Raw genomic sequence first — 13,005 nt, forward strand, 5'->3', positions numbered from 1 at the left:
GCAGCGCGACCGGGAGCTCGCCGGTGGAACATCGCATGGCTGGATGCACGGCATGCCGATCGCCATCAAGGATCTCTGCGAGGCAAAGGGCATCCGCTGCACCTACGGCTCGCCGCTCTTTGCCGATTTCGTCCCCGACAAGGACGAGGCCATGGTCGAGCGCATCAGGAATGCTGGCGCGATCATCATCGGCAAGACCAATACGCCCGAACAGGGCATGGGCTCGCAGAGCTACAATCCGGTGCACGGCACGACGAAAACGCCTTACGACCTTTCGAAGACCGCTGGCGGCTCCAGCGGCGGTGCGGCGGCAGCGCTCGCCGCTCATCTCCTGCCCGTCGCCGATGGCAGCGACATGATGGGCTCGCTGCGCAATCCCGCCGCCTTCAACAATGTCGTCGGTTTCCGCCCCAGCACCGGCCGCATACCCAACGTCCTCAAGCCGGAACTCTATGCCGCACGCCTGTCCACACTGGGTCCGATGGGCCGCACCGTTGCCGACACGGCAGCGCTTCTTTCCACCCAGGCGGGCCATGATCCCCGCGATCCGATGTCGCTGCCCACCGAAGACCTGAAACCGCAGGCAGGCTGCGATTTTTCCGGCGCTCGCATCGCCTGGCTCGGCGATCTCGGCGGCTACCTGCCCTTCGAACCCGGCGTGCTGGATCTCTGCCGCGCCACCCTGCCCGTCTTCGAACATCTCGGCTGCACGGTAGAAGACGTCGTGCCCGACTTCGACATGACTGACCTTTGGCAATCCTGGACGACGCTGAGAAGCTGGCTCACCGCGAATTCCATGCGCGACACCTATGCCGATCCGGCCAAGCGGGAAAAACTGAAGCAGGACATCATCTGGGAAATCGAGCGCGGCCTCGACATGACCGGTCGCGAAGTGCATTTCGCCTCCAAGCGCCGCACCGCCTGGTACCACTATAGTCTCAGCCTGTTCGAACGCTACGATTACCTGATCCTGCCATCCGCCCAGGTCTTCCCCTTCGACGCCGAAACGCCCTGGCCGAAGGCGATCGCGGGAAGGACAATGGATACCTATCATCGCTGGATGGAAGTGGTGATCGGGCCCTCGATGGCCGGCCTGCCGGTTGCCGCCATGCCGGCTGGCTTCAATGAGAAGGGCCTGCCGAACGGTATCCAGATCATCGGCCGACCGCTGGCCGACAAGGCCGTGCTGGAAATGGCGCTCGCCTATGAGGCCGCAACGGACTGGCTGGCGATCAGACCGAAGCTTTGAACTTGACTGTTACCAGGCGACGATCTCCTGCCGGTAGCGCCCGACCTCCTCAAGCAGCCACGCCCGGAAGGCGACGACCGGGCGGAACTCGCTTTTCGCCTGCGGCGCCACCGCATAATAGGCGCTGGGGCTGACGACCTGATGCGGAAACGCCTCGACCAGTTGCCCGTTCGCCAGTTCCGTATCGATCAAGAAAAGCGGCATCAGCGCCACGCCGAGGCCCGCAATGCAGGCCTGCGCCACACTGCCAAACTGCTCGAAGCGCATGCCCTCACCCGCAGTCGAAGCGACATGCAGGCTCTCGAACCAATGCCTCCAGGCGCCGGGCCGTGACGCCATGTGCAACAACGGCAGGCGCATCAGGTCTTCCGGCCGGCTCACGGGGTGGCTTGCGAGAAACGCCGGCGAGCAGACCGGCCCCACCATCTCGTCCATCAGGAAGGTGCAGTCTGCGCCCGGCCATTCCGGCTGCCCCACATGGATCGCCATGTCGATGCCGTCCCGATCGAAATCGAAAACCCCGATCCTTGTCGCGAAATTCAGCGTGATCTCCGGATGGCGGGCCACGAATTGCGGGATGCGCGGCATCAGCCAGCGCGTCCCGAAGGTCGGCAGGATGGCGAGATTCAGCTGGTCGCTATGCCGTTTGGTCATGACATGCAGCGACGCCGAACGGATCTGCGCCAGCGCCCCGGCGATCGCCCGAGCAAAATCCGCGCCCGCCGGCGTCAGCACCACGCCCCGACTTGTACGGTCGAACAGCATCACGCCGAGCTGCTCTTCGAGCCCGGAAACCTGCCGGCTTATCGCTCCCTGCGTCAACGACAGCTCGTCGGCCGCCGTCGAAAAACTGCCGAGCCGCGCAACGGAATCGAAGGCGGCAAGCGCCGATGTCGAGGGCAGAAGCTTTCGCGACAGGTTCGTCATGCCCTATTACTATCCGTCATGGCAGCTTGAGTAAACGGGCCTTGTTGACGCCGCATCGGCACGCTAATCCGGCAGCCAGACTGCTATTTCCGTGAACGGAACCCCGGAGGATCCCTTGGCCTTTTCCTGGAACGACCCTTTCCTGCTCGACGACCAGCTGACCGAAGACGAGCGGATGATCCGCGATGCGGCGGCCGCCTTCGCCAAGGCCGAGCTCCTGCCCCGCGTCCAGGAAGCCTATCTCGATGAGCAGACCGATGCCGGCCTGTTTCGGCTAATGGGTCAGACCGGCCTTCTCGGCGTCACCCTGCCGGAAGAATATGGTGCCGCCAACGCCTCCTATGTCGCCTACGGCCTCGTCGCCCGCGAAATCGAGCGCATCGATAGTGGCTACCGCTCGATGATGAGCGTCCAGTCCTCGCTCGTCATCTACCCGATCTTCGCCTACGGCTCCGACGAGCAGAAGAAAAAATATCTTCCGGGTCTCGTCTCGGGCGAGCTGATCGGCTGTTTCGGCCTGACCGAGCCAGATGCCGGCTCCGATCCGGGCGGCATGAAGACCCGCGCCGAAAAGATCGAGGGCGGCTATCGCCTGCGCGGCGCCAAGATGTGGATTTCCAACGCCCCGATCGCCGACGTCTTCGTCGTCTGGGCGAAGTCCGAAGCCCATAACAACGAGATCCGCGGCTTCGTGCTGGAAAAGGGCATGAAGGGTCTGTCAGCCCCGAAAATCGGCGGAAAACTGTCGCTGCGCGCCTCGATCACCGGCGAGATCGTCATGGACGGCGTCGAAGTGACCGAAGACGCGCTGCTGCCGAATGTTTCGGGCCTTAAAGGACCCTTCGGCTGTCTCAACCGCGCCCGCTACGGCATTTCCTGGGGCGTCATGGGTGCGGCCGAAGACTGCTGGTTCCGCGCCCGCCAGTACGGCCTCGACCGCAAGCAGTTCGGCAAGCCGCTCGCCGGCATGCAGCTCTACCAGAAGAAGCTCGCCGACATGCAGACCGAAATCGCACTCGGCCTGCAGGGTAGCTTGCGCGTCGGCCAGTTGATGGACCAGCACCGCATGGCGCCGGAAATGATCTCCATCGTCAAGCGCAACAATTGCGGCAAGGCGCTGGACATCGCCCGTCAGGCCCGCGACATGCATGGCGGCAACGGCATCCAGATCGAATTCCACGTCATGCGCCATTCGCAGAACCTTGAAACGGTCAACACCTACGAAGGCACCCACGACGTCCACGCCCTGATCCTCGGCCGCGCCCAGACCGGCATCCAGGCATTCTTCTGATCGCACCAAGATCGAAGAAGGCGATCGACACCCGACCGCCTTCGCCCTGGGTTTTCCCCAGCTGGCTCGGCCCGCGAAAGCGCGCCGGGTCTTTTTTGCCTGAAGATGAAATGCCGGATGAAGATTCCAGCTGGCGCTATTTCTCCGGAAGACCAGCCTTCGCCAGATCCGAAAGATAGAGCTTCAGAAGCGGGGCAACCAGTTGCGGCCGCTTTGTCGATGGGTAGACGGCTTCGTCCTCGATGGTCCAGCCCGGCTTTTGGGCCAGAAGACGTTCGACACTCCTGCGAGCTTCATCGAGCTTGCCCAGGCGAGCATATGAGGCTGCAAGCGTCAGGTACGGCGGATGCTCCATCTTCAATGCGACACCGACGGCATCGTCCGCACGGCCTGCCAGGTAATAGGCGAAAGCGAGATAGCCAAAATACCAGTCAAGCGGGCTGCCGTCCCGACGGATCGCTTCCTCCAGCCATTCGATCCCTCGGTCTACCTTTCCGGCAAGAGCGATCGCAAATCCCAGATCGGCATGGGAAAACGGGTCATAGGGGACGAGCGTCACGGCGATCTCCGCCTCTGCGATGGATCGTTCGAAATCACCCTCGTGATATTGATAGAGGAAAGCCATGGCCCAATGGGCAAGAAAAGCCTCAAGCTGCGATTTGTGCGGAGATTGAAGCGCCGCCGATCCATATTTCCAGGCCAGTTCCGTGTCTCTCCAGGGATCCTCCGAACCGTAGACGTTTACATCCATGATGTAGGCAAAGGCCAGCTTTGCCTGCAGGAGCGCCGAACCGGGATATTTCTCCAGCCCCTCCAGCCAGATGTCGCGCCCCCTCGCACTGTCTTCCTTGGTGAAGCGGAAGAACAATTGATGACCGCGTAGATAGTAGTCGTATTCCTCGAGACTTGGCGCAGACTTGGTCCAGGCGTCGCTCTCCTCCCGCTTTCTGATTGCTCCCCTCAGCCCGGCCAGAGTGGTATAGATCCGGTCGGCGACATTGCCCTGCATGGCGGCTACATCTCGCCCCTCCTCTTCATACCGGTTGGCCCAGATGTGTTCGCCGCTTTTCGCATCGATGAGCTGTGCCGTGACACGCACATTCTCCCTGATCGGCGCACACTGCCTTCGATGACATAGTTCACCTTGAGGTCCTGGCCGATCTGCTGCACCTTTACCGGCCTGTCATAGACGAAGCTTGACATGCGGGAGACGACACGCAGGCTCGGAAAAGACGAGAGCATGGTGATCAGGTCCTCTGCGACGCCCGCCCCCAGATAATCCTGGGCGGGATCGCCGCTCATGTTGGTAAACGGCAGGACCGCTATAGATGGCTCGCCGGACGCGTTCCTTGGTGAACGCAGCCCGTACCAGGCTGCACCACCTGCGAACAGGATCGCAAGACAGAATGCAAACGCAACGCGACCATGGAATGGCATTCGCAGCCGGCTTGGGCGGTGCGAACGTCCTTCTTGGAAGCGTACGCGAAAGACCTGCACCGGCTCGGCAATGTTCTTCACTTTCTGAGTGCCCACGGGCTCAAAGCCGAAGGCAAGCTTTCGCTCGACCTCGCGGGCGACCTTGCCGGAAACATAGATTCCGTCGGGATCGGCAAGATGCTCCAGTCGTGCGGCGACATTGACGCCGTCGCCGTATCGATCCTCGCCCTCAACGATCACCTCACCCAGATTGATGCCGATACGAACATGGATCGATTGGGCCTCACCGGCATTGGCATTACGGTCCGCCAATCCGCGCTGCAGGCTCACCGCGCATTCGACGGCGTCAACCACGCTCGCGAACTCGGCCAGCAATCCGTCGCCCAGCAGCTTGAATATCCGTCCATGATGCCGAGCGATCTCAGGCTCGAAAAGCTCCCTGCGCCTCGTACTGAGGCGCTCAAAGGTTCCCTGCTCGTCCTGCTCCATCATCGTGGAATAGCCGACGACGTCAGCGCAAAGAATGGCCGCAAGCTTGCGTTCCATGGCTGGGCTCCTCTTGCGCGAAACCTAGCACAACCGAAGCGATTAGACTTCCATTAAGACAGATCAGCGCAGGATCTGCAGTTTTTTACATAGCAGCCGTCAGAAACCCGTAACCGACCGGAACGCCAAAGCGCACCGGGCCTTTTCACGTCTTCTCAATCCGGGTTGACCAATCCAAAGACCTTTTCGAAATTGCCGGTCTGCTCCGCCGTGCGCTGCGGCATGACGCGTTGGACCAGCACTTCCTTAGGCGTCTCCGGCGCGCAGAGTAACTCGACTGCTTCTGTGACGAATTCGTCCAGAGGCATGGCACGCGGATTTGCGGATTGCCCGGGCGTCAGGTCGGTGGCGACGAGCGGCGGCGCAAGCTCGATCACCGATATGCCTGTGTTGCGCAATTCATGACGAAGGCTCTGCGTCCAGGAATGAATGGCCGCCTTCGATGAACTGTAGGCGAGCGCGTTGGCGCGCGGCACAAAGGCAAGCCCGGAGGACACGGTCACGATCGCGGCCTCCTGCTTCGCCCTTAAATGCGGCATGAGCGCTGCAGTCAGGCGGATCGGCGCGAGAAGATTGGTAGCGATCGTCCGCTCCACGACATCGAGGTCATAGCGTTCCGCCAGCACGTCCTCGATGACCATGATCCCCGCATTATGGATGACGGCATTCAGATCGGGATGCCGCGCGGTGATGCTTGCTGCAAAAGCGGCAATGGCATCCGCATCGCTCACATCCAGCTCATAGCCCTGCATGCCCGGATTGGCGGCCAGCGTTTCCTGAAGCGTAACGGCGTTGCGACCGGTGATGATGATCCTTGCTCCCCGGGATGCAAGTGCTTCCGCCATACCGCGGCCGATACCGGAATTGCCGCCGGTGATGAGGATGGTGGCGCTCGAAAATTCCATGACGTGCTTCTTTCGTTAGAGATCTGGAAGTATCGCTAGCCACAACACTCTCTTTTTGGAAGTAGGCACCTATCGGTAAGAATTGCACTTTCTCGTCCAGCGCCGAAAAAAATATCATGCCGTGGAGGACAAACGATCATTCGAGCAATAGGAGGTCACTGCGCTAAGTCCTTCCATTTCATCCGTCACACTTTCTTGCCTTCCCTCACGCGCCACACCCTTTTTCGTCATTGGTCAAATTTCCATCTTGGGTGTATCAGTGAGCCGTCGCTGATTTTCAGCGCGATACACGCATGAAGAAAGACGTCCCATAGAAATGCACGCCACGAATAACGCCGCGGATGAAGCCGAAGGCGAGTTCAATGTCGGCGATCGGCTTCGCCTAGTCCGCAATCAGCATGACCTTTCGCAGCGGGCTCTTGCCGTCAAGGCAGGTGTCACGCACTCGCTCGTTTCGCTGATAGAGAAGAACAAGGTCAGCCCCTCGGTCGCCTCGCTGAAGAAGATCCTCGAAGCGATCAACTATCCGCTGACCGATTTCTTCGCCCTCACACTGCCCCCGGTCGACCAGATATTCTACCGCGCCGACGAACTGACGCCCCTGTCCACGGGCCAGCTGACCCTGCTTCAGGTCGGCGATGCAAAGGCCCACAGCCTCCAGATATTTCACAGCTTCTACGAGCCCGGCGCAGATACCGGCGAGACCATGCTCGCCCATGAGGCGGAGGAAGGCGGCGTTGTCATCGCCGGCGAACTGGAACTGACCGTCGGAACCCAGACCCGCGTCCTGAAGCGCGGTGATGCCTTCCTGTTCAACAGCCGCCTGCCGCATCGCTACCGCAATGCCGGCCGCGAACGCTGCGAGATCGTCGGCGCCTGCACCCCGCCCTATCTCTGATCGGGCCGTATCGGCTAAGCATCATTTTTCATCCGATTAGTATGACTTTTTTGAAGGTCGCACCGTTGATTGTGCGGCCTCTTTGTCCTACGTCACCAACCGGAACCCTCCACCCTGCCCGCGGCGTCCTGCCGCGCATCCGGCACTTCTCAAACGAAAGTGGACACCATGCAGACCTATCCCGACGTAAAGCTCTTCATCAACGGCGAATGGCGCGATGCCATCGGCGGCGAGACCCTGCCCGTTTCCGACCCGGCGACCGAGGAAGTCATCGGCAAGATCGCCCATGCCCGCAAGGCGGATCTCGATCTGGCGCTGGAAGCAGCCGAGAAGGGTTTCAAGGTCTGGCGCGACACGTCTGCCTTCGAACGCTCCAAGCTGATGCGCAAGGCTGCCGAGATCATGCGCGGCCGCGCAGACGAGATCGCCTATATGATGACCCGCGAACAGGGCAAGCCGCTTGCCCAGTCGAAGATGGAAATCATGGGCGCCGCCGACACGATCGACTGGTTCGCCGAAGAAGCCCGCCGCACCTATGGCCAGATCATCCCGGCCCGCTTCGGCGGCGTACAGCAGATGGCGATCAAGTTCCCGGTCGGCCCGGTCGCGGCCTTCACGCCTTGGAACTTCCCGATCAACCAGATCGTCCGCAAGCTTTCGGCCGCCGTCTCCACCGGCTGCTCGATCATCGTCAAGGCGCCGGAAGAAACGCCTGCCTCGCCCGCAGAACTCATCCGTGCCTTCGCCGATGCCGGCATTCCGGCCGGCGTCATCGGCCTCGTCTACGGCGTCCCGGCCGAGATTTCCGAATACCTGATTGCCCACCCGGTCATCCGCAAGATTTCGTTCACCGGCTCCACCCCGGTCGGCAAACATCTCGCAGCGCTCGCCGGCAAACACATGAAGCGCGCCACGATGGAACTCGGCGGCCATGCGCCTGTCATGATCTTCGACGACGCCGATCTAGACAAGGCGATCGAGATCACCGCCGCCTCGAAGTTCCGCAATGCCGGCCAGGTCTGCGTCGCGCCGACCCGCTTCCTCGTGCAGGACGGTATCGCCGACAAGTTCATGGAAGGCTTCGTCAAGGCCGCTGAAGCGATCAAGGTCGGCAACGGCCTGGAAGACGGCGTCGGCATGGGCCCGCTCGCCAACGAGCGCCGCATCCCTGTCATGGAAGACATGATCCACGATGCAGTCTCCGCAGGTGCCGTGCTCAAGACCGGCGGCAAGCGCATCGGCAACAAGGGCCACTTCTTCGAGCCGACCGTGCTCGCCGAAGTCCCGACCACGGCCAAGATGATGAACGACGAGCCCTTCGGCCCGGTCGCCATCGTCAACCGCTTCTCCAAGTTCGAGGACGCGATCGAGGAAGCCAACCGCCTTCCCTTCGGCCTCGCATCCTACGCCTTCACCGGCTCCACCAAGACCGCCCACGCACTCGGCCGCTCGGTCGAAGCCGGCATGCTGACCATCAACCACAACGGCCTCGCGCTGCCGGAAGTCCCCTTCGGCGGCATCAAGGATTCCGGCTACGGCACGGAAGGCGGTTCGGAAGCGGTCGAGGCTTATCTGGAAACCCGCTTCGTTTCGCAGATGAACTAAGCCTTTTATCAGCACTGATTTCTGTCACCGGCCGGAGCCCCGCTTCGGCCGGTTTTCTTTGCCTTGCTTCGGCAAGCGGAGTCGATTACGAAAACAAAAAGTGAACATTCGGGCCCAGCCATGACCGAGACCGATGCGGCGCCTCTTCTCAAGGAAATCTTCAACCGCGAGCGGCTGAACCATTTCGCACGCGAGACTGCAGCCATCTACCCGACCTTCGACAGCCAACGGTTTCTCGTCCTGGCCTCGGACGGGCTCGACGGCCTCAGCATCATGCAGCGGCTTCGGCAGATCGCGGTCGCCTTTCATGCTGTCCTGCCCGGCGGCTTTGAAAGGAATATCGAGATCCTCCGGGCCCTGGCTCCCCGCGTAAACCACGGCTTCGCCTCGATCACCCTGCCGGAATATGTGGCCCTCTACGGCCAGGATCATTTCGACCTGTCGATGGAGGCATTGGCCTTCTTCACCCGCTTCGGTTCGTCGGAATTCGCCATCCGGCACTTTCTCCAGAAGGACCTGGCCCGAACGCTTGAGGTCATGAAAGATTGGTCGGCGGATGAGAACGAACATGTCCGCCGGCTTGCAAGCGAAGGATGCCGCCCTCGCCTGCCGTGGTCGTTCCAGCTGAAGCCGCTGATTGCCGATCCCTCGCCAGTCTCGCCGATCCTCGAAAACCTGAAGAGCGACCCAAGCCTCTATGTCCGCAAATCCGTCGCCAACCATCTGAACGACATCACCAAGGACCATCCGGAATGGGTGCTGGAAAAGCTGAAGGCCTGGGATCAGACGCATGCCCGCACCGGCTGGATCATGAAACAGGCGCTGCGCACCCTGATCAAGAAGGGTGACGCCCGCGCGCTGCATGTCTTCGGCGCCGGCCACAGGGCTGAAGTCGAGGTCGAGGCATTCTCGGTAAAGCCCTCGGCACTGCAGCTCGGCGGTGCCGTGAAGATCACCACGAAACTCGCCTCGACCGCGTCGACGGAGCAGAAGCTGCTGATCGATTATGCCGTACATTATGTGAAGAAGGCTGGCGGCACGTCGAAGAAGGTCTTCAAGTGGAAAGAGCTGACGCTTGCACCCGGCGCCACCGTCGAGCTTGCGATCAGCCGCGCCATCCGCGACTTCACCACCCGCATCCACTATGCGGGCCGGCATCCGGTCGAGCTGATCGTCAATGGCGAGGTTCTGGCCTCAGAGGCTTTCAACCTCACCACCTGAACAAAAGAAAGAGCACCGCCGGGGCGATGCTCTGATCTTTACTTCCGCTTGTCGAAGCCGCCCTTGCCGGCAGGCTTCTTCTTGAAGGGCTTGTCGCCATCCGCCTTGGCAAACGGTTTGTCACCGAAAGCCTTCTTCTTGAACGGCTTATCACCGTGGGGCTTGTCACTATAAGGCTTGTCGCCGCCCTTCTTGGCAAATCCACCCTTCGGCTTCTCGCCCCAGACATCATCGTCCATGCGGCGCTCGGCACTCGCCTTTTCGCCCTTCGGCTTCCAGTCCTTGCGCGGGGCATCGCCAAAAGCCTTGTCACCGCGCGGGCCGTCCTTGGCGAAGGGCTTGTCCTTGCGGAAACCGTCCTTCTTCGGACCATCCTTGTAAGGCTTGTCCTTCCATGGCTTGTCCATGCGAGGACCTTCACGCTTGGTGAAGCCCTCGTCATCGGTACCGCGGGAGAACTTGCTGAAATCCGGGGCGCCATCCAGGCGCGTCACGCGGATGCCGCGGTCCATCAGGCGGTCCTTGCCGAGCTTCGCCATGAAGCGGTCGGCATGCGCCTCGGCGATTTCGACAAACGTCTCGTCGGCCTGCATCTTGATCGCGCCGATCTCGTTCTTGCTGAGATCGCCGCTCTTGCAGATGGTCGGGATCAGCCAGCGCGGCTCGGCGCGCTGCTTGCGGCCGACCGACAGCGAAAACCACACGGCCGGGCCGAAATCGCCGCGCGGGGTGAGCGGCCGCGAAGCCGGATCACCCTGATTGCCTTCACGCGGCTTGCGGGCTTCCAGCGATACCGCATTGATCTCTTCCGGCGCGGAATTCTTGCCGCGATAAAGCGAGACGAAAGCACTCGCCAGCTTTTCGGCGTCGAAGCGCTCGGTCAGCTTGGTGATCAGCGCCAGTTCGTCCTCATCCGTCGTCACTTCGGTGAAGATCGGGTCGGCGAACAGCCGCTCCTCGTCACGGGCGGACACTTCGTCGGCGGAAGGCGGGTTCGCCCAGGTCGGCTCGATCTTGGCGCCGAACAGAAGTCGCTCGGCCTTGCGGCGCTGGCTGACCGGCACGATCAACGCGCTGACACCCTTGCGACCGGCACGGCCGGTTCGGCCCGAACGGTGCAGCAGGGTTTCGGAATTGGTCGGCAGATCGGCATGGATGACGAGTTCGAGGCCCGGCAGGTCGATGCCACGGGCAGCGACGTCGGTCGCGATGCAGACCCGGGCGCGGCCGTCGCGCATCGCCTGCAGCGCATGGGTGCGCTCGTTCTGGGTCAGCTCGCCCGACAGCGCCACGACGGAGAAATTGCGGTTGGAAAGCCGCGCATGCAGATGATTAACGGCAGCGCGCGTCGAGCAGAACACGATCGCGTTCGGCGCCTCGTAATAACGCAGCACGTTGACGATGGCGTTTTCGCGGTCATGCGGGGTGACGAGAAGCGCGCGATAGTCGATATCGATATGCTGCTTCTGCTCGGCCTGGGTGGAAATGCGCACCGCATCGCGCTGGTAGCTCTTGGCCAGCTTGGCAATGGCGGCGGGGACGGTGGCCGAGAACATCAGCGTGCGGCGCTCGTCCGGCGCGGATTCCAGGATGAATTCCAGGTCTTCGCGGAAACCGAGGTCGAGCATCTCATCGGCCTCGTCGAGAACCGCGACGCGGACTTCGGACATGTCGAGCGCGTTGCGGCGGATATGGTCGCAGATACGGCCCGGCGTGCCGACCACGATATGCGCGCCGCGCTCAAGCGCACGGCGTTCGCTGCGGATGTCCATGCCGCCGACGCAGGAGGTGATCTCGGCACCGGCTTCGGCATAGAGCCAGTCGAGCTCGCGCTTCACCTGCATGGCAAGCTCGCGGGTTGGCGCGATGACGAGTGCCAGCGGCGCTGCGGCGCGGCCGAAACGGTCGGCGTCTTCCAGCAGCGTCGGCGCCATGGCGATGCCGAAGGCGACGGTCTTGCCGGAGCCCGTCTGGGCCGAGACCAGCGCATCGGACGCGGCGAGCGCCGGGTCCAGCATCGCCTGCTGAACGGGGGTCAGCGTCTCGTAACCACGCTTCTGCAAAGCCTTCGCGATCGCCGGAACGGCGCCGTTGATATCGGTCATCTATGTTGTCTTTCGGATTTTCATGGGCTCTCGGCCCCAAGGCTGCAACGATCGCAGCCGAACGTTGCGCCGTCCCTAATGAATCCGGTGACAAAAGTCAAAGCATGGGTGGATTGCGTGGCGGGTGGGGCTTGCGGAGAAACCCGCTATCGATCATGGACGCGCAGCGATTGTCAGGAGCCCGCACCGGACTTCTTGGGCCGCCCGCCCTTCGCACCGTTCGCACGGCTTGCGGCGATCTTGGCCTCCGAGCGGGATTGCCCGCCGCGACGGCGCGCATCCATGAACACCTTGCTGCCGAAGATCCCGTTCATCAGACCGGCAATCGAATAGTCGAGATCGAGTGCCTCCCAATGCAGTCCGGTCTCGCCGAGCAGCGTCACGTCTGCCAGTTCGTCAGCCGTCGCTGTTTCCAGTCCTTCGATCGAGCGGGCTGGAAAAATGAAGGAAGCGCCATTGACGAAATCGACGACGACCCGTTCCGAGGAGACATCGAAGCGGACGGACGATGGCGTAGGACGCTCCAGGCGCTCAGCCTGCCAGTTCAACTTCGCCTGTGCGAGTTCCGCGTCGCTAACCTCAGCCATCATACTTTCTCCAGGTATCGAGAAACAGTTGCTGTTTGGCCTCGATAATATCCACCGCCCGTCGCACATCCCTGTCGGACATTCCTCCTTGGGTAATGACCGACAGATTGACGATATCGATCCGTGCCTCGCCATCACCGAAGACGTGGGCAGGCGGAGGTTCGTGGTCTGCCGTATAGACGACAAATCGCGTTCCATGCTGTCGCAGAACGGTGACCATCAGCATAACCCAAC

12 protein-coding genes are annotated in these 13,005 nt (G+C 61.8%); 5 read left to right on the forward strand and 7 right to left on the reverse strand.

Going from position 1 to position 13,005, the window contains the following annotated elements:
• Positions 1-43 precede the first annotated feature (43 nt).
• A complete protein-coding gene (locus tag N7E02_RS10520) occupies positions 44-1,249 on the forward strand; it encodes an amidase (RefSeq protein WP_353622870.1) in 1,206 nt (401 codons plus the stop codon).
• Positions 1,250-1,258: 9 nt separating this feature from the next.
• Here the strand turns inward: N7E02_RS10520 and N7E02_RS10525 are convergent, their stop codons facing one another.
• Positions 1,259-2,176: a LysR family transcriptional regulator gene (locus N7E02_RS10525; protein WP_286581863.1), complete on the reverse strand. Its 918-nt coding sequence runs from the start codon at positions 2,174-2,176 to the stop codon at positions 1,259-1,261.
• Positions 2,177-2,351: 175 nt separating this feature from the next.
• Between N7E02_RS10525 and N7E02_RS10530 the strand changes: the two genes are divergently transcribed.
• A complete protein-coding gene (locus N7E02_RS10530) occupies positions 2,352-3,467 on the forward strand; it encodes an acyl-CoA dehydrogenase (protein ID WP_286583757.1) in 1,116 nt (371 codons plus the stop codon).
• A gap of 136 nt (positions 3,468-3,603) precedes the next feature.
• Here the strand turns inward: N7E02_RS10530 and N7E02_RS10535 are convergent, their stop codons facing one another.
• The 3 genes from N7E02_RS10535 to N7E02_RS10545 all read right to left on the reverse strand — a co-directional run bounded on the left by N7E02_RS10535 (position 3,604) and on the right by N7E02_RS10545 (position 6,355).
• Positions 3,604-4,566, reverse strand: coding sequence for a hypothetical protein (locus N7E02_RS10535; RefSeq protein WP_286581865.1), 963 nt, complete (start codon positions 4,564-4,566; stop codon positions 3,604-3,606).
• Positions 4,482-5,450: an adenylate/guanylate cyclase domain-containing protein gene (locus N7E02_RS10540; RefSeq protein WP_286581867.1), complete on the reverse strand. Its 969-nt coding sequence runs from the start codon at positions 5,448-5,450 to the stop codon at positions 4,482-4,484. The genes N7E02_RS10535 and N7E02_RS10540 overlap by 85 nt, the downstream gene beginning before the upstream one ends.
• Positions 5,451-5,605: 155 nt before the next feature.
• A complete protein-coding gene (locus N7E02_RS10545; protein WP_286581869.1) occupies positions 5,606-6,355 on the reverse strand; it encodes an SDR family oxidoreductase in 750 nt (249 codons plus the stop codon).
• A 316-nt stretch (positions 6,356-6,671) separates the two neighbouring features.
• On the opposite strand from N7E02_RS10545, the gene N7E02_RS10550 reads away from it, so the two are divergent.
• The 3 genes from N7E02_RS10550 (at position 6,672) to N7E02_RS10560 (ending at position 10,079) form a co-directional block, all read left to right on the forward strand.
• Positions 6,672-7,253, forward strand: a complete 582-nt coding sequence (locus N7E02_RS10550) for a cupin domain-containing protein (RefSeq protein ID WP_286581870.1) — start codon at positions 6,672-6,674, stop codon at positions 7,251-7,253.
• A 168-nt stretch (positions 7,254-7,421) separates the two neighbouring features.
• A complete protein-coding gene (locus N7E02_RS10555; protein WP_286581871.1) occupies positions 7,422-8,858 on the forward strand; it encodes an NAD-dependent succinate-semialdehyde dehydrogenase in 1,437 nt (478 codons plus the stop codon).
• Between the two features lie 120 nt (positions 8,859-8,978).
• Positions 8,979-10,079, forward strand: a complete 1,101-nt coding sequence (locus N7E02_RS10560; protein ID WP_286581873.1) for a DNA alkylation repair protein — start codon at positions 8,979-8,981, stop codon at positions 10,077-10,079.
• A gap of 38 nt (positions 10,080-10,117) precedes the next feature.
• Here N7E02_RS10560 and N7E02_RS10565 read toward each other — a convergent pair whose 3' ends face one another.
• The 3 genes from N7E02_RS10565 to N7E02_RS10575 form a co-directional block, all read right to left on the reverse strand.
• Entirely contained in the window at positions 10,118-12,184 is a 2,067-nt protein-coding gene (locus tag N7E02_RS10565) for a DEAD/DEAH box helicase (protein WP_286581875.1), read from the reverse strand.
• A 173-nt stretch (positions 12,185-12,357) separates the two neighbouring features.
• Positions 12,358-12,771 carry a DUF2442 domain-containing protein gene (locus N7E02_RS10570; protein ID WP_286581876.1) on the reverse strand — a complete coding sequence of 138 codons (414 nt, stop codon included), beginning with the start codon at positions 12,769-12,771 and terminating at the stop codon, positions 12,358-12,360.
• On the reverse strand, positions 12,764-12,991 hold the full coding sequence (locus tag N7E02_RS10575; RefSeq protein WP_286581878.1) for a DUF4160 domain-containing protein: 228 nt from the start codon (positions 12,989-12,991) through the stop codon (positions 12,764-12,766). Before N7E02_RS10575 ends, N7E02_RS10570 begins: the two co-directional genes overlap by 8 nt.
• Between the last annotated feature and the right edge of the window lie 14 nt (positions 12,992-13,005).

The organism is Terrirhizobium terrae, from assembly GCF_030323265.1.
Lineage (GTDB): Bacteria > Pseudomonadota > Alphaproteobacteria > Rhizobiales > Rhizobiaceae > Neorhizobium.